This window comes from Streptodolium elevatio (assembly GCF_040649515.1).
Taxonomy (GTDB): Bacteria; Actinomycetota; Actinomycetes; order Streptomycetales; family Streptomycetaceae; genus Yinghuangia; species Yinghuangia elevatio.
Window position 1 is genome coordinate 111,766 of the sequence record NZ_JBEZFP010000004.1, and the last position, 20,732, is coordinate 132,497.

Annotated in this window: 18 protein-coding genes; 6 read left to right on the forward strand and 12 right to left on the reverse strand. The window is 71.9% G+C overall.

Annotation, left to right across the window (positions count from 1 at the left end):
* Positions 1-43: 43 nt before the first annotated feature.
* From AB0C36_RS02885 to AB0C36_RS02900, 4 genes are all read right to left on the reverse strand, one after another.
* Positions 44-2,233, reverse strand: coding sequence for an MMPL family transporter (locus AB0C36_RS02885; RefSeq protein ID WP_358348232.1), 2,190 nt, complete (start codon positions 2,231-2,233; stop codon positions 44-46).
* 163 nt (positions 2,234-2,396) lie between these two features.
* Positions 2,397-3,062, reverse strand: coding sequence for a response regulator (locus AB0C36_RS02890; RefSeq protein WP_358348234.1), 666 nt, complete (start codon positions 3,060-3,062; stop codon positions 2,397-2,399).
* Positions 3,059-4,267, reverse strand: coding sequence for a sensor histidine kinase (locus AB0C36_RS02895; protein WP_358348236.1), 1,209 nt, complete (start codon positions 4,265-4,267; stop codon positions 3,059-3,061). Before AB0C36_RS02895 ends, AB0C36_RS02890 begins: the two co-directional genes overlap by 4 nt.
* Before the next feature lie 10 nt (positions 4,268-4,277).
* Positions 4,278-5,930: an MFS transporter gene (locus AB0C36_RS02900; RefSeq protein WP_358348239.1), complete on the reverse strand. Its 1,653-nt coding sequence runs from the start codon at positions 5,928-5,930 to the stop codon at positions 4,278-4,280.
* A gap of 170 nt (positions 5,931-6,100) precedes the next feature.
* Between AB0C36_RS02900 and AB0C36_RS02905 the strand changes: the two genes are divergently transcribed.
* Both AB0C36_RS02905 and AB0C36_RS02910 read left to right on the forward strand, forming a co-directional pair.
* Entirely contained in the window at positions 6,101-6,991 is an 891-nt protein-coding gene (locus AB0C36_RS02905) for a TetR/AcrR family transcriptional regulator C-terminal domain-containing protein (protein WP_358348242.1), read from the forward strand.
* A gap of 90 nt (positions 6,992-7,081) precedes the next feature.
* A complete protein-coding gene (locus AB0C36_RS02910; RefSeq protein WP_358348245.1) occupies positions 7,082-7,537 on the forward strand; it encodes a tellurite resistance TerB family protein in 456 nt (151 codons plus the stop codon).
* 45 nt (positions 7,538-7,582) lie between these two features.
* On the opposite strand, the gene AB0C36_RS02915 is transcribed toward AB0C36_RS02910, so the two are convergent.
* Entirely contained in the window at positions 7,583-8,203 is a 621-nt protein-coding gene (locus AB0C36_RS02915) for a YceI family protein (RefSeq protein WP_358348248.1), read from the reverse strand.
* 206 nt (positions 8,204-8,409) lie between these two features.
* On the opposite strand from AB0C36_RS02915, the gene AB0C36_RS02920 reads away from it, so the two are divergent.
* Positions 8,410-9,150: a GntR family transcriptional regulator gene (locus AB0C36_RS02920; protein WP_358348251.1), complete on the forward strand. Its 741-nt coding sequence runs from the start codon at positions 8,410-8,412 to the stop codon at positions 9,148-9,150.
* A gap of 101 nt (positions 9,151-9,251) precedes the next feature.
* Here AB0C36_RS02920 and AB0C36_RS02925 read toward each other — a convergent pair whose 3' ends face one another.
* Both AB0C36_RS02925 and trxA read right to left on the reverse strand, forming a co-directional pair.
* A complete protein-coding gene (locus AB0C36_RS02925; protein ID WP_358348254.1) occupies positions 9,252-9,782 on the reverse strand; it encodes a DUF7144 family membrane protein in 531 nt (176 codons plus the stop codon).
* A 450-nt stretch (positions 9,783-10,232) separates the two neighbouring features.
* Positions 10,233-10,649 (reverse strand): thioredoxin, encoded by a 417-nt coding sequence (trxA, locus tag AB0C36_RS02930; protein WP_435838969.1) that lies wholly within the window; start codon positions 10,647-10,649, stop codon positions 10,233-10,235.
* A 267-nt stretch (positions 10,650-10,916) separates the two neighbouring features.
* Here trxA and AB0C36_RS02935 point away from each other — a divergent pair, with 267 nt between their 5' ends.
* The 3 genes from AB0C36_RS02935 (at position 10,917) to AB0C36_RS02945 (ending at position 15,195) form a co-directional block, all read left to right on the forward strand.
* Positions 10,917-11,177 (forward strand): hypothetical protein, encoded by a 261-nt coding sequence (locus AB0C36_RS02935; RefSeq protein ID WP_358348260.1) that lies wholly within the window; start codon positions 10,917-10,919, stop codon positions 11,175-11,177.
* 203 nt (positions 11,178-11,380) lie between these two features.
* The gene (locus AB0C36_RS02940; RefSeq protein ID WP_358348262.1) at positions 11,381-13,369 is read left to right on the forward strand and encodes an ABC transporter ATP-binding protein; all 1,989 of its coding nucleotides are present in this window, start codon (positions 11,381-11,383) and stop codon (positions 13,367-13,369) included.
* Positions 13,366-15,195: an ABC transporter ATP-binding protein gene (locus AB0C36_RS02945; protein WP_358348264.1), complete on the forward strand. Its 1,830-nt coding sequence runs from the start codon at positions 13,366-13,368 to the stop codon at positions 15,193-15,195. Before AB0C36_RS02940 ends, AB0C36_RS02945 begins: the two co-directional genes overlap by 4 nt.
* Here AB0C36_RS02945 and AB0C36_RS02950 read toward each other — a convergent pair.
* The 5 genes from AB0C36_RS02950 to AB0C36_RS02970 form a co-directional block, all read right to left on the reverse strand.
* Positions 15,171-16,091, reverse strand: a complete 921-nt coding sequence (locus tag AB0C36_RS02950; protein ID WP_358348267.1) for a hypothetical protein — start codon at positions 16,089-16,091, stop codon at positions 15,171-15,173. The two genes, AB0C36_RS02945 and AB0C36_RS02950, sit on opposite strands and share 25 nt — an antisense overlap.
* A gap of 125 nt (positions 16,092-16,216) precedes the next feature.
* Entirely contained in the window at positions 16,217-18,277 is a 2,061-nt protein-coding gene (locus AB0C36_RS02955; protein ID WP_358348270.1) for an NAD(P)-binding protein, read from the reverse strand.
* A 93-nt stretch (positions 18,278-18,370) separates the two neighbouring features.
* Complete coding sequence (locus AB0C36_RS02960; RefSeq protein WP_358348273.1) at positions 18,371-19,174, reverse strand: ABC transporter permease; 804 nt, start codon at positions 19,172-19,174, stop codon at positions 18,371-18,373.
* Between the two features lie 73 nt (positions 19,175-19,247).
* A complete protein-coding gene (locus AB0C36_RS02965) occupies positions 19,248-20,186 on the reverse strand; it encodes an ABC transporter permease (protein WP_358348276.1) in 939 nt (312 codons plus the stop codon).
* Positions 20,183-20,638 carry a TOBE domain-containing protein gene (locus AB0C36_RS02970; RefSeq protein ID WP_435838970.1) on the reverse strand — a complete coding sequence of 152 codons (456 nt, stop codon included), beginning with the start codon at positions 20,636-20,638 and terminating at the stop codon, positions 20,183-20,185. Before AB0C36_RS02970 ends, AB0C36_RS02965 begins: the two co-directional genes overlap by 4 nt.
* Positions 20,639-20,732 lie beyond the last annotated feature (94 nt).

A 20,732-nucleotide genomic window follows, 5' to 3' on the forward strand; every position in this document is an offset into this window, starting at 1 on the left:
GGGGCGGGCCTCGCCGCGTCGTGCGTCTGGAGCCAGCTCCGCGTCAGCCGCGGACCGGTGCCGCCGGCTCCCGCGGCGAGCCCTCCAGCGCCACGCGGGGAAGGCACTTCGCCAGGCCCTTGGGCAGCCACCACGCCCGGTCGCCCAGCAGCTGCATCACGGCCGGCACGATCAGGCACCGGATCACCAGCGCGTCCAGCAGGATCGCCACCGCGAGGCCCAGGCCGAACTGCTGCATCATGCGGTCCGGGCTCAGCAGGAAGGCGCCGAACACCACGATCATGATCGCCGCCGCCGCGGTGATGACGCGGCCGGTCGTGGCCAGGCCCTCGCGGACCGCGTGCGCGGAGTCCTTCGTACGCTCCCACTCCTCGTGGATGCGCGACAGTAGGAACACCTCGTAGTCCATGGACAGTCCGAACACGATCGCGAAGATCATGACCGGCAGGAACGCCTCGATCGGACCGGGCTGCACACCGAACCAGCCGTGCTGGAACACCAGCGTCATGACGCCCATCGAGGCGCCGATGCTCAGCAGGTTCAGTACCGCGGCCTTGAGCGGGATGAGCACCGAGCGGAACACCAGGAGCAGCAGCAGCGAGGACAGGCCCACCACGACCGCCACGAACAGCGGCAGGCGGTCGGCGACGGTCTCGGAGAAGTCCACCTCGGCGGCCGTCGCGCCGCCGACGTACACCTCGGCGCCGGTCCGGGCCTCGAACGCGTCGAGCCCGCCGTCGCGCAGCGCCCGGACCAGGTCCTCGGTCGCCTCGTCCTGCGGGGCGCTGTCGGGGAACGCCAGCACCGTGCCCAGCACGCCGTCCCGCGAGGGCATCGGCGGGGTCGCCGCCGCGACGCCGGGGAACTCGTCGAGCGTACGCCGCAGTTCCTCGCTCGTCTCGGCGCCGCCCTCGGCGACCACCACGAGCGGACCGTTGAAGCCCGGGCCGAAGCCCTCCGCCATCAGGTCGTACGCCTGCCGGCTCGTGGTGCTCTCCGCGTCGTTGCCCGCGTCCGCGAACCCGAGCCGCATGTCCAGCGCCGGCGCGCACAGCGCCAGCAGCGCGACCACCGCGACCAGCAGCGCGGCGAACGGACGCCGCTGCACCCCGGCGGCCATGCGGCGCCAACCCGCGCCCTCCGCCTTGCCCTTGCGCTCGGCCTTGGCGACCTTCTTCATCACGTTGCGGCGCAGGCGCTTGCCGAACACCGCGAGCAGCGCGGGCAGCAGGGTCAACGACGCGGCCATCGTCACCAGCACGGTCAGCGCGACCGAGAGGGCGACGCCCTGGAGGGAGCCCAGGCCGAGGGTCACCAGGCCGAGCAGCGCGATGATGACCGTGCAGCCCGCGAAGAAGACCGTGCGTCCGGCGGCGTCCAATGCGGTGCGCGTCGCGTCGGCCGGCTCGGCGCCGCGCAGCAGTTCGTGGCGGAAGCGGTAGAAGATCAGCAGCGCGTAGTCCACCCCGACACCGAGGCCGACCAGCATCATGATCGGCGGCGTGAAGTCGGCCACCGTGAAAACGTGCGACGCCATCGTGATGACGCCGATCGCGCCGCCCACCGCGAACAGCGCGGTGATCAGGGGGAGTGCGGCGGCCAGCACCGAGCCGAACAGCAGGACCAGGATCACCAGCGCGGCGAGCATGCCCGCGCCCTCGGCGGCACCGCCGGATTCCTCCTGGGCCTCGCGCACGGCGCCCCCGCCGACCTCGACCTGCAGCGTGTCGGTCTCGGCGTCCTGCGCGATGTCGATGATCGTGCGGATGTCCTCCGCGGGGACATCCGTGGAGAGCCCCGTCAGGGTCACGGTGGCGAACCAGATGCGGCCGTCCCCGGAGACCGCGGACGGGTCGTCGAACGGCGTGCGGACGTCGGCGACTCCGGGCGAGACGCGCACCGCGTCGGCGACCTTCGTCACCGCGTCGCGGTCGGCGGCGACCCCGCCGTCCGACTTGAAGACGATCTCGACGGTGTCGCCCGCCTGCACCGCGCCGTGCTTCTCCAGGAGATCGGTGACCTCCTGCGACTCGGTGCCCGGCAGCGAGAAGTCGTTCTTCCACGCGCTGCCGACGGCCTGCGCGCCCACCGCGGTCGCCACCACGACGAGCAGCCAGACGGCGAGCGCAGCCCAGCGGCGGCGCTGCGACCAGCCGGCGAGCCGGGCGAACACGCTGCTTCGGCGGGGTGGGTCCGCCGGGGGACGGATGCTGGTGCCTTGTGTCTGCGTCATGTCCCACAGCGTGGGGTGACGGCTCGGGGCCGGGCGTCGGCCTGGGGCGGACACCCGGCGTACCCCACGGGTTGCGGGTCGGCGCGGGCGCGTACCCCCACGGTTGCGGTCCGGGTACGGCCGACGCGGCCCGCCCCGGCCGGGCGTACCGCGGGAGTCGGCGTCAGCCCAGCCAGCCCGGGCTGACCATGCCCGACTCGTACGCCAGCACCACCAACTGCGAGCGGTCCCGCACCGACAACTTCGTCATGATCCGGCTGACGTGCGTCTTCGCGGTCGCCGGGGACAGCACGAGGCGCGCCGCGATCTCGTCGTTGGTCAGCCCGCCGGCCACCAGCTCCATGACCTCGCGCTCCCGCTCGGTGAGGCCGTTGAGGCGCGGGTTCGGCTCCGGCTGCTTGACGCGCCCCGCGAACTCGGCGATCAGGCGCCGGGTGATCGACGGGCTGATCAGCGCGTCGCCGCGGGCCGCGACGCGCACCGCCTGGATCAGCTCCTCGGGCTCGGTGTCCTTCACCAGGAAGCCCGTCGCGCCCGCGCGCAACGCGCCGTAGATGTAGTCGTCGAGGTCGAACGTCGTGAGGATGACCACCCGCACGTCGGCGAGCGCCGGGTCGGCGGCGATGCGGCGGGCGGCCTCCAGCCCGTCGACGCCGGGCATGCGGATGTCCATCAGCAGCACGTCGGGCCGGTGTTCGCGGGCCAGCGCGACGGCCTGCTCGCCGTCGGAGGCCTCGCCGACGATCGTGACGTCGTCCTCGTCCTCCAGGATCGAGCGGAACCCGGCCCGCACCAAACGCTGGTCGTCGGCCAGCAGCACCCGGATCATCCGGAGATCTCCTCTGCCTCGTAGGGAAGGTACGCGCGCACCCGGAAGCCTCCGCCGGGAAGGGGGCCCGCGGTCAGCTCGCCGCCGAGCGCCCGGGCGCGCTCGCGCATGCCGCGGATGCCGTTGCCGGATCCCTCTCCCGCGGGCTCCTTGGCACGGCGAGGGGAGCCTGCCCCGTCGTCCGCCACCTCGACGCGCACCCCGGTCACGCCGTACACGACGCGCAGTACCACGGACGCGGCGGCGGCGTGCCGGGTCACGTTGGTCAACGATTCCTGCATGATGCGGAAGGCCGCGAGGTCCACTTCGACCGGGAGTTCGCGGGGCTCGCCCTCGGTTTCGGAGCGCACGTCCAGCCCGGCGAGTTCGGCGTACGCGACGAGGTCGGCCCGGCGCGCGAGCCCGGCCGCCGGCGCGGTGGGCGCGTCCTCGTCGACCTGCCGCAGCACCCCGAGGGTCGTGCGCAGTTCGCGGAGCGTCTCGCGGCTTGCCGTCTTGATGGCGCCGAGCGCCTCCTCGGCCTGTGCGGGATCCTTCTTCAGCCGGTGCAGCGCGGCCCCGGCCTGCACGTTGATGAGCGAGATGTTGTGCCCGATGACGTCGTGCAACTCGCGGGCGATGCGCAGGCGTTCCTCGGTCGCGCGGCGCAGGGCCTCCTCCTCGCGCCCGCGCTGCGCGGTCGCGAGCCGGGCCTCGGCCTCCTGGCGGTACGCCCGGCGCGTGTTGCTGGAGGCGCCGAGTGCGATGACCGCGACCACCCAGCCGGCCAGCATGAACAGCGCAGCCAGGGTGATCTCTTCGTTGCCGCCGAGGGTGCCCATGCCGACCCCGGCGACGGTGGCGGCGCCCAGGACCGTCGCCGCGGTGAGCCGCCCCCGGGCCGCGACGGCGTACAGCGCGACCATGAGCAGGGCCATCATCAGCGCCACGTCGACCGCACCGAAGACGAAGTGCGCCCCGGTGGCGACCAGCACGTACGTGCAGGCCGCGACCGGGAAGCGCTGCCCGAACCACAGCACGGCGCACGCGCTGAGGATGAGCACCCACTCGGCGAGGACCTGCCACCACGGCGGCGACTGGTTCGAGTACTGCACCGCGTACTGCACGGCGCTGATGGCGAGCGACGCGGCGAGCGCCACGAGGAGGAAGCGCTCCAGATTCCCCGAGAGCCCCCGCCGCGACCCGGAACGATCACCAGCACCCATGGACGCCAGCCTAGAGGGGCGCGCTCGCCGACTCCGGTTCGCGGCCGGTCGGGGGGCGGTCGTCCCGGTCCCCGGACTGCGCGGCCGGCCCGTCGGATTCCGGCCCGGCGGACTGCCGCGACTCCACGTGCGCCTCGCCGTCCTGCCGCTTGAGCAGTGCCGCGACGAGGACGGCGGTGACCGCCATCAGGACCACGGCGACCAGCGCGATGACGCGCATCTCCTTTGCGAACGCCTCGAACGCGGCGTCCAGCAGTTCCCTGGCGGGCCCCGGCGGCAGCGTCGCGGCGGTCTCGACCGCGCCGCCCAACGTGTCGCGTGCGGACTCCAGTTGGTGTTCGCCGACGCCGGCCGGTGCGTGGTCCTGGAGGTCGCCCCGGTAGATCGCGGTGCCGATGCTGCCCAGGACGGCGATGCCGAGCGCCCCGCCGAACTCCGCCGCGGTCTCCGACATCGCGGACGCCGAACCCGCGCGCTCGGGCGGCGCGGAGCCCAGGATCAGGTCGGTGACCAGGGCGAACACCGTGCCGATGCCGAGCGCGGTGATCATGTTCGGGACCAGCAGGCCCCAAATACTGGAATCGGCCTGGATACGGGCCAGGACGGCGTAGCCCACCGCGGCGACCACGAGCCCCAGCACGATGACGTTGGGCTTGCCGATGCGCGGCGCGAGCGCCGTGCCGATCGCGATGCCGACCGGCATCACGACGAAGGTGGGCAGCGACCACAGTGCCGCCTCCAACGGGCCCATGCCGAGCACCAGTTGGCCGAACTGTGAGGAGAACAGCCCGAAGCCGACCAGGCCCAGCATCATCAGCCAGTTCGTGGCCAGCGACACGCTGAACGTGCGGGAGCGGAACAGGCCGACGTCGATCATCGGGTGGTCGATCACCCGTTGGCGGCGCAGGAACGCGGCGCCTACTAGGAGGCCCGCGAGGCTGATGCCGAGGTACGTCCAGGAGAAGCCGTCCTCGGCGATCTTCTTGATGCCGTAGACGACGGCCACGACCGACACCAGCGAGAGCGCCGCGCCGGGGAAGTCGAAGCGGCCGGGCCGCGGGTCGCGGAACTCCGGGAGCAGCAGCGGGCCGAGCACCAGGAGCAGCAGCATCACCGGCACGTTGATCAGGAAGACCGAGCCCCACCAGAAGTGTTCGAGGAGCACGCCGCCGATCACCGGCCCGAGGACGCCGCCGCCGGCGAACCCGGCCGTCCAGATGCCGATGGCGGTCGTGCGCTGGGCGGGGTCGTGGAACATGTTGCGGATCAGGGAGAGCGTCGAGGGCGCGAGCGTCGCGCCGGCGACGCCGAGCAGCGCGCGGGCGGCGATCAGGCCCGCGGGGCTGGTGGCGTACGCGGCGAGCGCGGAGGCGACGCCGAACCCGACCGCGCCCATCAGCAGCAGCTTGCGGCGGCCTATGCGGTCGCCGAGCGTGCCCATGGTGATGAGGAGTCCGGCGAGCAGGAAGCCGTAGGCGTCCATGATCCACAGGAGTTCGGAGCTGCTCGGGTCCAGGTCCGAGCTCAGGAACGGCAGCGCCATGAACAGCACCGACATGTCCATCGACACGAGCATGCAGGGGAGGACGAGGACGGCGAGGCCGATCCACTCCTTGGTGCCCGCCTTGCCGTGCACCTGCTCGGGCGGATCCGGCGTTGCCATCGAAACTCCTCGGGTACGTCGTACGCAGTGCCGCGTACACGATACGCATGGCCCGGAAGAAGTCTCAATGCATTATTTACGCGGGCTTGATGGAATATTTCGTCACGCTCGAAGCTCTGCCCGGTAGAATTTCGACACGAAGTCGAGCGTGACGAAAAGAAGGGTCGGCAATGGCTGTTTGCGCGTGGTGCGGGGAGGCGATCGCCGACGACGGCGGCCGGGGCCGCCCCCGCGACTACTGCTCGCGCTCGTGCCGGGCGAAGGCGTACCGCGCGCGCAAGGCCACGGCAGGCCGGGCGCCGGCACCGCAGACCCGGCGCCCACCGGGCGGCGGGCGTCCGGTGCCGGTCGATCCTCCCGACAACGCGGAGGGCGGCGGCCCCCACCTGTCGACCGAGCGCATCGTGGCGGCCGCCATCGCCCTCGCCGACGACGAGGGGCTGGAGAACCTGCACATGCGGCGCCTCGCGGCGTACCTCGGCGCGGGCACGATGTCCCTGTACCGCCACGTCGGCGGGCGCGACGAACTCGTCGACCTGATGGTCGAGTCTGCGATGGGCGAGGAGCCGCAGCCCGATCCGGTCCCGGCGGGTTGGCGGGCCGGGCTCGAGTACACCGCGCGGCGCGACTGGGGACTCTACCGCCGGCACCCGTGGATCCTGCAGCACGCGATGGTCGGTTCGCGCATGCGCTGGACGCGGAACGCGGCACTGGACGGCGAACGCGCGCTGGCCGCGTTCGACGGCCTCGCGGTGCCGCCCGAGGAGCAATTGCGGCTGCTGCTGATCGTGGTCGCGTTCACCCAGGGCATCGCGCTCATCCACGTCAACGACGTCGAGCTGACCCGGAAGACCGGGGTCACCGCCCAGCAGTGGTGGGATCGCGAGGGCAGCCACGTGAACCCGGAGCTGCTCGCCGACCTGCCGCGCCTTTCCTCGGCGTTCCGCAAGCCGAGGCCCTTCCAACTGGAGCTGGACCGGCAGTTCGAGGCGGGCCTGAAGGGCGTCCTCGACGGCATCGGCGCGCTTCTGGTCCGGTACGGCGCCGTACTCACGTCCTGATCGCCGTGTTCGTCTAACGTCGTGGCACCGGATGCGCCCCGGTCGTCGGCGCGCGGCACCGGCGACACGGAAGACCTCGGGAGAGACGCCATGCCCCTCTGGGACAAGCTCAAGCAGTCCGTGCAGCAGATGCAGGCGCAGTTGACGGCACGGAAGGACAGCCTGACCAGCGAGGCGTTCCGCGACGCGAGCATGGCCATGTGCGCGCTGGTGGCCGCCGCGGACGGGACCATCGACCCGGCCGAGACCCGCCGGGTCGCGCAGTTGATCGTCGACAACGAGGCGCTGCGCGGCTTCGACAAGAACGACCTGCAGCGCCGCTTCCACGACTACATCGACGTGCTGCGGACGGACACCCGCTCCGGCAAGGCGCGGGTCATGAAGGACATCGCCGCCGTCAAGGCCGATCCGGACGAGGCACGCGCGGTCGTCCAGATCGGCATCGTCATCGGCGGTGCGGACGGCCGCTTCGACCCGACAGAGCGAGCGGTCGTCCGCGAGGCGTGCGTCGCGCTCGGCATCGCGCGCGCCGACTTCGGCCTCTGACACCGCGGGGCCGCGCCGCGGCGGCCCCCCGAGGTGAAGGCGGGCTCAGGCGGCCTTCACGGCGGAGATGTCGAAACTCAGCTTGACCTTCTCGCCGATCAGCACGCCGCCGGTCTCCAGCGCGGCGTTGTACGACAGGCCCCAGTCGGTGCGGTCGATCGTCGTGCCGCCCTCGAAGCCCACGCGGTCGATGCCGTACGCGTCGGTCGCCGTGCCGGTGTACTCCAGGTCCAGGACGACCGGGCGCGTGGTGCCCTTGATCGTCAGGTCCCCGGTCATGCGGTAGCTGTCGTCGCCGAGGCGCTGTGCCGAGGTGCTGCGGAAGGTGATCTCCGGGTGCGCCTCGACGGCGAAGAAGTCGCCGGTGCGCAGGTGCTCGTCGCGCTGCGCCTGGTTGGTGTCGATGCTCGCGACCTTGATGGTGATGGCGGCGCTGGACGCGGCCGGGTCGGCGCCGTCGAGGTGCAGAAGGCCCTCGTACTCGGTGAAGGCGCCGCGCACGTTGGTGACCATCGCGTGGCGCACCGAGAAGCCGATCGTGCTGTGCGTCGTGTCGATGACGTAATTGCCGGTCAGGTGCGCCAGGTCGGGGCCGGTGGCGACCGCGACGGCGGAGTCGGCCGAGGTGGCCGGGGACGACTTGGGGGTGCGGGAGAAGAGGCCCATGACTGAATCCTGTCCGTGATTGTTGAACGTTCAACCTGACCCCAGGACAGTACCTCGATTTCGTTGAAACTTCAACTAGGTACGTCGTTCGGGTGAACGCACTCCGGGGCGGGCGGGACTCGGGGGAGTGGTGTGGACCTTGTGACGCTTCGTGGGCGTGAGTACCCTGGCCCGCCTGTCAGTGGTAGGTGATGGGGGGAACTCGCATGGCAGCAGCCGATCTTGCGCAATACCGGCAATTCGCGGACCGGATCCGGCAGCGCATTCTGGCCGGGGAGTGGAAGCCCGGTTCCGCTCTCCCGCCGCCCGAGGAACTGGCCCGGGAGGGCGGGTGCGATCTCGCGGTCGTCGAGGTCGCCCTGCGGGAACTCGCGGTGGAGGGGATCGTCGAGGGCCGCATGGGAGCGGGCGTGTACTTCACCGGGCTCACGCGGCGGGCCGTCACACGCGTCATGCAGCCGGGCGGCGGCTCGGTGGCACCGGCGTTCGAGGACGGGCGGGCGACCGCGTACACCCACGAGACGACGACCGTGACCGCGGACCGCCACGTCGCGCAGCGCCTGGCGGTCGACATCGGTGCGGACGTCATGAGGACCACGTACGAATGCACGTCGGGCGGCCGCCCGTACGCGCTGATCACCAGCTGGGAGCCGCTGCACCTCACGGGCGGCACCCCGATCGTCTTCCCCGAGGAGGGTCCGCACGCGGGTAAGGGGGTGCTCGCCCGCTTCGCCGCGATCGGACTCCCGGCGATCCGGGTCAACGAGGACCTGGTCCCGCGCGGCGTCACGACCGACGAGGCCCGCCTGCTCAACGTCGCCCGAAGCGCGCTGGTGACCGTCGTCGAGCGGACCGTCTTCGGTGCGGAGCACCCGTTGGAGGCGGCCGACACGGTGCTGCCGGCCGGCGTCGTCCAGCCGCACTACATAACGCGCCCCGACGCCTGAGGCCGACCCGCGAGCGGCCGTACGGACGATCCGGCGCCGAAACGCAGGTGGCCCCGCCCCCCGGGGGAGGGGCGGGGCCACCGCGACTGCTCGGCCAGGTGTTACGAGGGACCCATCTGGCTGCCGTCCGCCCCACCGCCGCGCGGGGACTGCTGCGGCGCACCGGCCGCGTGCCGGCCTGCCGTGTCACCGGCCCGCCACTCGGCCTCCTCCGTCATCGACATGGGTTGACCGAGGCCCTGGGCGTCGTTCCAGCGTGCGGTCAGCGCGTACAGGACCACGATGTCCAGCGCGATGACGATGCTGGACCACACCGGGTGCGCGTCGAGGAAGCCGATCTGGCCGATGATGTTCAGCATCGCCAGGCCGACGGCGATGTACCGGGCCCAACTCGCGCCCGTCAGCAGGCCCATGCCCACCGCGAGTTGCAGCGCGGCGAAGCACAGCATGATGACGCCCCACGTGGTGTAGCTCCACACCAGGAGGTCGCCGGAATCGGTCACGAAGTAGCCGTCGCGGAACAGCGCGGTCAGACCCATCATCAGGTTGAGGATGCCGAGCGTCAGCAGCGTGAACGCCGCGAACGCCACCCATCCGGACCAGGCGTTGAACCCGCTTTTCGTGCGTGCCATGGCGTGCTCCCAAGCTGTGGCCGGGTGTGCCCAGCCTTGTTCGGCAGGCCGTTTGGCCTCCATTCCTTTTCAACGTAGTACCGTTTTGACACATATGCCCGTTTAGTGAAGATTCCTGCGCCCGCATCGCCGCCGCCCGGACACGGCGAAGGCCCGGCACCCTGTGGGTGCCGGGCCATCTGCTTCGCCGGTGCCTGGCCGTTCCCGGAGGGCGGACCAGGGGATCTCGGACGAGTTGAGCGGGAGAAGCCCCGTCCACTTCTCGCGGACCCTGATTGCGCGGTGCACGGCCAACAAGGACCGCTACTCCGCGTCTGTCTCTTGCGGACTTCTCCCGTTCCCTCCAGTACACCTCCGTCGGCCGCCGAGTGCAAAGGGATCACTCGCCGATTCGCGTACGCGGTGCCTGCGCGGGTACGGGCGCGGGCCGCCCCCCGCGGGTCTGCGGGGTCAGGCCTCGCCCGCGTGGTCCCCGTTGACCGACTGCCCGGTGGCCTTGGCCTGCTCGGTCTGCGCCTCCGCGACCTTGCGCTTGACCTCGTCCATGTCCAGGCCCTTGGCCTGCGAGATGAGGTCGACGAGCGCGGTCTCGGGCAGCGCCCCCGGCTGCGAGTACACCATCACGTTGTCCCGGACCAGCATGATCGTGGGGATCGAGCTGATCGAGAACGCGGCCGCCAGCTCGGGCTGCGCCTCGGTGTCCACCTTCGCGAAGACGACCTCGGGCTCGTTCTCGGAGACCTTCTCGAACGTCGGGGCGAACTGCCGGCACGGTCCGCACCAAGCCGCCCAGAAATCGATCACGGTCAGTCCGTCGCCCGCGACGACCTCGTCGAAGTTCTCCTTGGTCAGTTCGACCGTGGCCATGTGCCTCTCCGTCCTGCGTGTCCGTCCTGTGTGGATCATCCTGATGGATTCCCGACGAGCTGTGGAACGACGTGGCGGCGCCGCGCATTCCGGGTGCCCTTCGGGCGCACCTCCCCACCATCGTGCCCCGATCGTCCCCGACGATGCGTCGGCGGGACGATCACATCGCACCGCGTCGCACGCCTGTCACTTGCGCACCATAGGCTGTGCCGACATCCGACACAGCGTCACCGCTCGTGCGCCCCCGCAGCCCGAGGAGCCTCCGCCATGCGCTACACCCGCCGCAGCGTCGTCAACCTCACTCCCGCCGAGCCGGGCTGGGACCTCGAGTTGACCAGGCCTGGTGCCGACTCGGTGCTCTGCCCGGTCATCGGATGGGCCGTCGTCGTGGTGGACACCACCGCCGGCGGCGACCTCGAGACCGCGATAGAACCCGCCTTCGTCTACGAGGGCGCGATCTTCACGCCGGGCGAATTCGCGCACGCTGTCGGCGAGTTGGAGTACGCCCTGATCGAGCCGGAGGACTGAGCCGCCCGGCGGCGCGGGAGCCGTCCTCGCGACCCGTCCGGTCCGGTGCCGGGGCAGGCCACGCACCTCACGGTGACGGGGCCGTCGCGCTTTCCGTCAAAGGAACGGTCAAGTGGTTCCGCGCCCGCCAACTTGCTTGCAACACCCGCCGATCTCTGCCAACTTGCGCGTTACCGAGATCGACGGGACGCGACGGGGGACACGTGCGCGATCGGTTCTATTTGCTGGCACTTCTGCGGCCGCTGGGCCCGCGCGTGATCGCGGGCCTGGCGGCCTTGATGCTTGTGGTGAGCGTGCTGCCCGCGGTCACGGCCGGGGCGATCGGCTGGCTGGTCGCCCGCGCCACCGTCATCGTGCGCGACGACGCGAGCCTCACCGGGCTCACCGCACCGCTCGTACTGGTGGCCGTGGCCCTGGTCCTGGACCTCGTCGCGCCGGATCTGCTGCAGGCGTTCCGCGACTGGGCCGCGTTGCGCGTCAACGGCGCGGTGCGGGCACGCGTACGCCGGGCGCTCTCCTCGCCCGCGGGTATCGCCCACGTCGAGGACCAGACGATGCGGGACGCCGCCGGAATGCCGGCCGTCGACACCGGGTCGATCAACCTGGGCACCGGCGTCGAGGGCCAACTGTGGCTGCTCGCCCGCTTCTTCGGGGCTGCCGCGGCCACCGCCCTGGTCGCGCTGTACTCGCCGTGGCTCGCGCTCTTCGTCCTCGCCTGCATGCTGGTGCAACGCGCCGTCCTGGTCCGGCAGTACACCAAGGTCGTCCGCGAACTCCCCAAGATGAACGCCGCCAAGCGCGGCGCCGACTACTGGGAGCAGGTGGCGGGCGGCGCAGCCGGCGCGCAGGAGTCCCGCGTGTTCGGCTTCGGGCCTTGGGCCACCCGGGAGTTCGGCCGGCACGCGGACGCACACGCGGACGTCATGCGCCGCTTGACGCAGTCGGCGCTGGCCAGCCACTGGGCGGTGTTCATCCTCTCCTCGGTCGGCGCGGGGGTGCCCTTCGTCCTCATGACCATCTCGGCGCTCGACGGTGACCTCACGCCCGCACGGCTCGCGACGACGCTGGGCGGTGTGCTGGGGCTGTCGTCCATGGGAGTCATGGGGTTCGAGGCGGTCTACATCGCGGCGGCGCTGCGCCAACTCGACGCGCTGCGCGTGGTCGACGGGCTGCTGCGGGCCCCGGCGCCGACGGGGCATCCCGAGGGGCACCGGCAGGCCGCCGCCGAGGCGGTGCGTTCCCCGGGAACGGGCGCGTCCGTGGTCTTCGAGGACGTCTGGTTCCGCTACCCCGGCACCGAACGCGACGTCCTGCGCGGCCTCGACCTGACCGTCCCGGCCGGCGACTCGGTCGCGATCGTCGGCGAGAACGGCGTCGGCAAGACCACGCTGCTCAAGTTGATGTGCGGGTTCTTCGCACCGACGCGCGGCCGCATCCTCGTCGACGGGATCGACGTCAACGCCGTCCCGCCGGAACTGTGGCGGGACCAGATCGCGGTCGTGTTCCAGGACTTTGTACGCCTGGAACTGTCCGCGCGGGACAACGTCGGGCTGGCGGCGCTGGGCCGGACCACGGCGGCCGGGTCGGCACGGAACGAGGCGGCGCCGAACGAAGCCGCTTTGCGGGAAGCCGCGTTGCACGAGGCGGCCCGCGCGGTCGGCCTCCTCGAACGCATCGAAGCGCTGCCGCACGGATGGGACACCGTGCTGTCGCCCGCGTACAAGGGCGGCGGCGACCTCTCGGGCGGGCAGTGGCAGCGCGTCGCCCTCGCCCGCGCGCTCTACGCGGCGCGCGAGGGCGCCCGCATCCTCGTCCTCGACGAACCGACCGCCGCACTCGACGTCACCGCCGAGACGGAGTTGTTCGACCGCCTCATGGAGACCGCCCAGGACCTCACCAACATCGTGGTGTCGCACCGCTTTTCCACGGTCCGCCGGGCGGACCGCATCGTGGTCGTGCACGACGGCCGGGTGGCCGAGGACGGCAGCCACCCGGAACTCATGGCGCTCGGCGGGATGTACCGCAAACTCCACGAACTCCAGGCCGAACGCTTCCGCGAAGAAGCCCGCGAGGCCGTCGATCCCCCAGTCGATCCCCCGGTCGATCCCCCAGTCGGTCCCGCACCGGGTCCCGCGGCCCGCCACACAGCCGCTCCGGCCGCCCGCACCGCGCGCGAGGAGGACCGCACATGAACGTCACCTGGCGCGGCATAGCCGAGGGCGACACCGTGCGGCCGGCCCCGACGCGCAGGCGCCTGCGGATCCTACGCGAAGCCGTCACACACGGCCGCCCCGGCCTCCTCCGCTCGGCCGCCCTGATGATCGTGCTGGTCAGCCTGGCCGGGGCCGCGACCAGCCTCACCCTCAAGGGCATGGTCGACGGCGCCGCCGAGGGTGCCTGGGGCTACGCCCTCACTTCGGCCGGCATCGCGGCCCTCGCGGCCGGCGTGAACGGCGCCTGCCTGCGCGTCTACGGCAACACCCACGACTCGCTCGCCGCCACCGTCGGCGCGCGCATCAACACCGAGACGGTCCGCATCACCGGCGACATGCCCGGCACCGACCACCTCGAACACCCCGAGTACGCCGACCAGATCGCGCTGCTGCGCAAGGGCGGCGCCCCGCTGGTCCGGGCCGCCTTCTCGATCGCCGACCTCGTCTCGCTGGCGGTACGCGTCCTCATCGCCGTCGCGCTGCTCGCCTGGGTCCATCCGCTCCTGGCCGTGGCGCCGCTGCTGGCGGTTCCGTCGGTCCTGCTCGCCGGGCGGGCGCAGGCACACGTCGAACGTGCGGCGCTGGATGCGGCCGAGCACGTGCGTACCGCAGACCACCTGCACAGCCTGTTCACCCACCCGACCGCCGCGATGGAGATGCGCGTCTTCGACTGCGCGGACGCACTCGACCGCCGTGCGGACGAGGCATGGGCCCGGGCCGCCCGCATCCGCCTCGGGGGAGCGGTCCGCGCGTCCGCAACCGCGGTTGCCGGATGGCTCGTCGTCGCGGCCGGGTACGTGGGCGCGCTGCTCCTGGTCGTCGCCGAGGCCCGGGCCGGCCGCGCCACGCCCGGCGACGTCCTCCTCGTCGCCCAGGTCCTCGTGCAACTGCGTGGCAACGTCTCGGCGTTGGCGACCACGACGCGCCAGGTGAGTGCGGGGCTGCGCATGGCCGACCGGTACGCATGGCTCGTCGACCGCGCGGCCGAGGAGCATGCCCGGTACTCCGGGACCGCCGCCGTCCCCGACGGACTGACCGCCGGAATCCGCCTCGAAGGCGTGCGCTTCAGCTACCCCGGGGCCGCACGCCCCGCGCTGGACGGCGTCGACCTCGTCCTGCCGGCCGGGCGGACCGTCGCCGTGGTCGGTGTCAACGGTGCCGGCAAGACGACCCTGGTGAAGCTGCTCTGCGGATTCCACCGCCCGGACGGCGGACGCATCACGGTGGACGGCACCGACCTCGCCGACCTCGACATCGCGGCGTGGCGCGCCCGGACATCCGGCACCTTCCAGAACTTCCTGCGGCTGGAGACGAGCGTTCAGCACAGCGTGGGGGCCGGTCTGGCGGAGCGCATGGACGACCCCGCCGCCGTCACCGCGGCGCTGCGGCGGGCCGACGCGGAGGCCCTGCTCGCGCGTTGGCCGGAGGGCCTGGAAACGGCGCTCGGCCGGTCGTACCGCGAGGGGGCCGAACTGTCCGGCGGGCAGTGGCAGAGGCTGGCTGTGGCGCGCGCGATGATGCACCCGGCGCCGCTGCTGCTGGTGCTCGACGAGCCGACCGCCGCGCTCGACCCGGTCGCCGAGCACGCGTTGTACGAGCGGTACGTCGGGGCCGCCGCGCGCGTACGCGAGAACGGCGGCACCGTGCTGCTGGTCTCCCACCGCTTCTCGTCGGTCCGGATGGCCGACCTGATCATCGTGCTGAACGGCGGCGGGGTCGAGGACATCGGCACGCACGACGAACTCGTGGGACGCGACGGCAGCTACGCGCTGATGTTCCGTCAGCAGGCCGCCGCGTTCGCCTGACCGCTGTCGCCGTCGTCACCACTGCTGTCGGCACTGTCGTTGCCCGTGTCGCCGTCGGCGGGATCGGGGTCGCCGCCCTCGCCGAACTTCGCCAGCGCCATCGCCCCGGCCACCGCGCACACGAACCCCGCCGCCGCGGCGGGCGCGAACCCCGGCCGGCTGTGGTCGCCGAGGAAGATGATGCCCGCCGCGGCGGGCAGCACCGTCTCGCCCACCACCAGGGCCGCCGCGACGGCGGTGACCGCGCCGCCCTGGAGCGCTGTCGCGTAGATCAGCATCGTGACGACGGCGGCCAGCACCAGTGCCCACGTCGCGGGGTTCGTCCACAGGTCGCGCACCGCCACGTCGGTGAGCACGCGTCCGGCGAGCGCGATCAGGCCGAAGCCGAACCCGGCCGTGAGCCCGAGCAGACGCGAGCGCCACGGCTCCGTGCGCCGGGCCGCCCACACGCCGAGCAGGACGATCACCGCGACCGAGCCGAGCAGCGCGTACCGGAACCCGTCGCCGGTCTCGGCGGGCCCTTCGCGGCCCGCCGACAGGCCCAGCAGTGCGAGCCCGACGCACACCGCGAAGATCGCCCCCCACTCGCGCCGCCCGAGGACGACGCCGAGCAGCGGCACCGCGACCACCGCGGTCACCGCGAGGTTCGCGGCCTGCGCCGCCTCCACCGCGAAGACCGGGAGTTCCGCGAGAGCCACCAACTGCGCGGCGAACCCGGCGAGGTCGAGCAGCGTGCCGACCACGAACGGCCACTGCCGGAACACCCGGACCAGCAGTCGCGGGTCGAGCCCGCCACCCCTGGTCTGCCGCACGCGGCGGCTGCCGAGCGCCTGGAGGACGGTCGCGACCCCGTAGAAGAAGGCCGCCGCGACCGCGGCGAGCAACGAGACGATCATCCCGTCACGCTAGGTGGCGCACGCCGCCCGGCACCGGCATGACACGTCCTCCAACGGGGGTCCTGCGCCCGCGCCGCACCACCCCCGCACCACCCCCGTGCCGACCCCGGGCTGCCCGACTCCGCTCAGTGCCGCGGCAGCGAGTGCACCGCCCGGTACGCCTGGTCGATGGCCGCGTCGGTGTAGGCGAAGGCCGCCGAGTCGGCGTTGGCGATCGCGATGCGGCCGTACGTCCGGCGGCCGATGCCGAAGGGCATCTCCTCGTCCGGACCGATCGGGTCCCACAGCGACGAGTACTCGTACGCGTACCCGTGCGGCCACCGGTTGACGGTGATCGCGGCGATGTCCCGCGCCGGGTCGAAGCCGCCGCCGGACAACGAGCGGCCCAGCATCTCGCGCAGTTCGCGCTCGTACGTCTCGAAGGTGGTCCGGTACAGCTCCGCCCGCCCGGCCTTGTGCTGGGTGCGCGCCGGAAGCCCCTGGCCGGGCTTGGTCGGCGCCTTCGACACGTGCACGACAACCGGCTCGGACGGGTCCCTGGAGAAGCGGTAGTCGCCGAGCGACACCGGGAAGTCCAGGCCGAAGCCCTCCCAGTACATGCCCGGCGTCCGCGCTCCCTCGATGCCCAGTTTGGTGAAGGCGCGCCAGTTGTTCAGCACGACGTTCGTGTACACGAGCGGGACCTTGACGCAGTAGGCGAGGGCCGCCTTCTGCTCGGGCGGCAGTTCGGGCACCAGGTACGGCACCATCGTGTTCCAGCAGGCCATCACGACGGCGTCGGCGCTCACCGAGTAGGTGCGCCCGCCCCGCGCGTACGTCACGGTCACGCCGCGCGGCCTGCGTACCGGGCCGTCGTGCGCCACGTGCACCGCGGTCGACCCGAGCCGGATCCGCACCCGGTTCGAGGACTGGTCGAGCTTCGTGTAGTCCGCGCGGGCGGTGACGATGTCCTCCATCGTGTGCCCGCGCAGCACGTCCGGCACCAGGCTGCGCACCAGCAGCCGGGCCACCGAGGCGTTGCCGTCCGGGAAGTGGAAGATGTACGGCTCCTCCGACTCCATGGCGTGCCGCGGCGTCTTGCCGAGCCCCGGGTACGGCGTCGGCGCCAGGTTCAGCCCCTGGAAACCCGGCTGCCACGTCGCCCAGCAGTCGAGCGCGGACACCGCGTCGATGCCGACGCCCCACAGCCCGTGCGTGTCGCGCTGGAGCATCAGCCGGACCTCGGCGCCCACGCGCAGTACGTCACGCAGGTATGCCTCGTAGCTGATACGAATCAGCTTGGCCTTCTTCTCGTCGTCGGTCAGCCCGGCCAACGGATCCGCGGGGTCGGAGAACAGCCGCACCAGGTCGGCGCGTCCGGCCTCGGAGAACGGCGTGCCGGCGGCGAACGCGGCCGGGTCACCGTACCCGCTGCCCTTGACGAGCACGTCGCGGCCGAAGGCCTCGCGGTTGAAGAACGTGGCGTCGCCCAGGCCCCAGCGCTCGCCGAAGCCGCCGTCGTACGCCTTGTAGAACTTCTGCGTGTCCACCCCGAGCGCTTTGATCAGGCCGCTCGCCTCGGGGCTGTAGGTCGCCGGGCCGTCGAGCGACTGGGTGCCGCCGTAGCCGATCAGTTTGCGGCCGCGGACGGTGAATTCGTTGCGCCGCGCGTGGCCGCCGAAGTCGTCGTGGTTGTCGAGGACGAGGATCCGCGCCTGCCGGCCGTGGCGTTCGCGGTGGAACCACGCGGCGGCGAGGCCGCTGATGCCGCCGCCGACCACGACCAGGTCGTACTTCTCGCCGGTGGGGACCGTGCGGCCGGGCTTGAAGGTGCCGTCCCGTACCTCATGGGCGGTCTCGAACGAACCGGGCTGGCTGCCGCGCAACCCGGTGAGCCCGGGCGGGTACGGCCCGCCCTGCCCGTCGCCGTGCCCGTCACCCGGTCCGCCGCCGTGGCGCGGCGCGTCGGCGGCGGCCTGGCCGGTCATACCCGGCAGTTGCATGGCGGCGAGGGCCCCGGCGGTGACCGCCATGCCGTTGAGGAAGTCGCGGCGCTGGATGCGCCGGTGCATGCCGAGCTCACGGTCGCGCGCCGGATCGGGTGAGGACGGCGCGGCCGACGAGTAAGGCGGGGTGGCCGAGGCCGACGCGGAAGTCGGGGTGTCGGTGGGATCGGACGGCTCGGGAGTACGGCTTTTTTCGGGCATGGCAAAGCCCTTCGGGTCGTTCGGAATTCCCATGACGGTGCGTGTGCCGGGAGCCGGAACGCGGACGACGGCCGCGTCCCGGCGCGCGGCCGGTCAGACCTTCGCGCGGTTGCGCCGCCCGACGATCTGGCCGGCCACCACGATGGCCACCGCCGCGAGGAGCATGGCGGAGCCGATCACGTTGATCTGCGGGGGAGTTCCGCGCTGCGCGGCACCCCAGACGAACATCGGGAACGTGACGGTGTCCGGGCCCGCGTTGAAGTTGGTGATGATGAAGTCGTCGAAGGACAGGGCGAAGGCGAGCATCGCGCCCGCGGCGATGCCGGGCGCGGCGAGCGGCAGCGTGACGCGCAGGAAGACCTGGACCGGCGATGCGTACAGGTCCCGGGCGGCCTCTTCGAGCGCCGGGTCCATGCCGAGGATGCGGGCCTTGACGGCGGTGACCACGAAGCTGACGCAGAAGGTGACGTGGGCGATGAGGATGGTGGTGAAGCCGGCGTCCATGCCCATGCTCAGGAACAGCATGGCGATCGACGCGGCCATCACGATCTCCGGCATCGCCATCGGCAGGAAGATCAGCGAGTTGACGACGCCGCGCGCCCGGAACCGGTAGCGGGCGAGGGCGAACGCCACGAGGGTGCCGAGCACGGTGGCCAACAGCGTCGCCAGGATGGCGATCTTGAAGCTGAGCGTCAGCGAGTCGCACATGCCCGACACGCCGCACGGGTCGCTCCACGCCTCGGTGGAGAACTGCGCCCACTCGTAGTTGTAGCGGCCCTCGGGGTCGTTGAAAGAGAAGACCATCACGACGACGTTCGGCGCCAGCATGTAGACGAGCGTGCCGAGGCCGCACAGGACGACCAGGTTGCGCCGGATCCAGCCCACCACGGTGCTCATGCCCCCACCTCGCCGCGCCCGGTGGCCGCGTACCCGAAACACATACTCCGGTTGACTCGTCGGCTTCGCTCGCTCACACCAGGTCCTCCGTTCCGGCGCGGCGGATGTAGACGGTGACGATCGCCAGGATGACCGCCATGAGCACGAACGACAGGGCGGCGGCGGTGGGGTAGTCGCGTACGCGCAGGTACTCGGACTGGATGACGTTGCCGATCATCGTCTCCCGGGTGGTGCCCAGCAGTTGCGCGTTGATGTAGTCGCCGGACGCCGGGATGAAGGTGAGCAGCGTGCCGCCCACCACGCCGGGCATGGACAGCGGCAGGGTGACGCGGCGGAAGGTCGCGGCCGGGCTCGCGTACAGGTCGCGGGCGGCCTCGTGCAGGCGCGGGTCGATGCGGTCGAGGGACGCGTACAGCGGCAGGATCATGAACGGCAGGAAGTTGTACGTGAGTCCGGTGACCACCGCGAGCGGTGTGGCGAGCACACGGTCGCCCTCGGTCAGCCCGAGCGTCGCGGTGGCGCCGGTGATGTGCGCCCAGTTGAGGAAGCCGACGACGGTGCCGCTGTCGGACAGGATCGTCTTCCAGGCCAGGGTGCGCACCAGGAAGCTGGTGAAGAACGGCGCGATCACCAGGACCAGCAGGAGGTTGCGCCACCGCCCGGCCCGGAACGCGATCGTGTACGCGAGGGGGTAGGCCAGCACGAGGCACAGCACCGTGGCCACGCCCGCGTAGTAGACCGAGCGCAGGAAGTGCTCGTCGTATGCCTTGAACGCCTCGCTGAACGTGTCCCACGCCCACGTCACGCTGAAGCCGCTCTCCAGCGACCCCGACGACACCGACATCTTCGCCTGGAAGTACAGCGGGACGAGGAAGAAGAACACCAGCCACGCGATGCCGGGCAGCAGCAGGAGGTAGGGCGTACGCCGCAGTTCGCGTCCCGCGCGGATCAGCAGTGACGGCGGGGGCGGGGCCTCCGGCGGAGCCGCCGGCTCCTCGGTCAGGGCCGTCACAGCGCGTCCTCCCCGGTCCCGGCTTCCAGGTCCTGGGCGGCGTCGAGGCCGAAGCCGTGCCGGGGCGACCAGTGCAGGACGACCTCGTCGCCCACCCGGGGACGCTCGTCGTCGCGGTTCTGGGCGAAGACCACGAGTTCGTGCCCGCCGGCGGTGCGCACCCGGTACTCGGTCGAGACGCCGATGAAGGCCGCCTCGGTGACCGTGGCATGCAGGTGGTTGAGGCCGTCGACGCCCTCGGGGAGGGCCTTGGCCATGCTGATCTTCTCGGGGCGTATACCCATCACCAGCTTGTCGCCGGTGGCGGCGCTGCGGTCGGCGGGCAGCGTCATGCGGGTGCCGTGTACGTCCAGCAGCAGGTCGGCGCCGCTGCGGCCGGTGACGTCGGCGGGCAGCAGGTTGGACTGGCCGAGGAAGTTGGCGACGAAGGCGGTGCGCGGGGACTCGTACACGACGACCGGCTGCCCGTCCGGCGAGGTGCAGACGCGGCTGCGGCTCGGCCAGTTCGACGAGGCGATCGCGGCGGCGTCGGCGTACCAGGACATC

Coding starts and splice junctions, on each gene's coding strand:
- trxA (WP_435838969.1), bottom strand. CDS start 10,649: ATGGCCACGGTCGAACTGACCAAGGAGAACTTCGACGAGGTCGTCGCG.
- AB0C36_RS02925 (WP_358348254.1), bottom strand. CDS start 9,782: ATGGCACGCACGAAAAGCGGGTTCAACGCCTGGTCCGGATGGGTGGCG.
- AB0C36_RS02950 (WP_358348267.1), bottom strand. CDS start 16,091: ATGATCGTCTCGTTGCTCGCCGCGGTCGCGGCGGCCTTCTTCTACGGG.
- AB0C36_RS02915 (WP_358348248.1), bottom strand. CDS start 8,203: ATGGGCCTCTTCTCCCGCACCCCCAAGTCGTCCCCGGCCACCTCGGCC.
- AB0C36_RS02885 (WP_358348232.1), bottom strand. CDS start 2,233: ATGACGCAGACACAAGGCACCAGCATCCGTCCCCCGGCGGACCCACCC.
- AB0C36_RS02910 (WP_358348245.1), top strand. CDS start 7,082: ATGCCCCTCTGGGACAAGCTCAAGCAGTCCGTGCAGCAGATGCAGGCG.
- AB0C36_RS02900 (WP_358348239.1), bottom strand. CDS start 5,930: ATGGCAACGCCGGATCCGCCCGAGCAGGTGCACGGCAAGGCGGGCACC.
- AB0C36_RS02935 (WP_358348260.1), top strand. CDS start 10,917: ATGCGCTACACCCGCCGCAGCGTCGTCAACCTCACTCCCGCCGAGCCG.
- AB0C36_RS02920 (WP_358348251.1), top strand. CDS start 8,410: ATGGCAGCAGCCGATCTTGCGCAATACCGGCAATTCGCGGACCGGATC.
- AB0C36_RS02895 (WP_358348236.1), bottom strand. CDS start 4,267: ATGGGTGCTGGTGATCGTTCCGGGTCGCGGCGGGGGCTCTCGGGGAAT.
- AB0C36_RS02960 (WP_358348273.1), bottom strand. CDS start 19,174: ATGAGCACCGTGGTGGGCTGGATCCGGCGCAACCTGGTCGTCCTGTGC.
- AB0C36_RS02890 (WP_358348234.1), bottom strand. CDS start 3,062: ATGATCCGGGTGCTGCTGGCCGACGACCAGCGTTTGGTGCGGGCCGGG.
- AB0C36_RS02905 (WP_358348242.1), top strand. CDS start 6,101: ATGGCTGTTTGCGCGTGGTGCGGGGAGGCGATCGCCGACGACGGCGGC.
- AB0C36_RS02945 (WP_358348264.1), top strand. CDS start 13,366: ATGAACGTCACCTGGCGCGGCATAGCCGAGGGCGACACCGTGCGGCCG.
- AB0C36_RS02955 (WP_358348270.1), bottom strand. CDS start 18,277: ATGCCCGAAAAAAGCCGTACTCCCGAGCCGTCCGATCCCACCGACACC.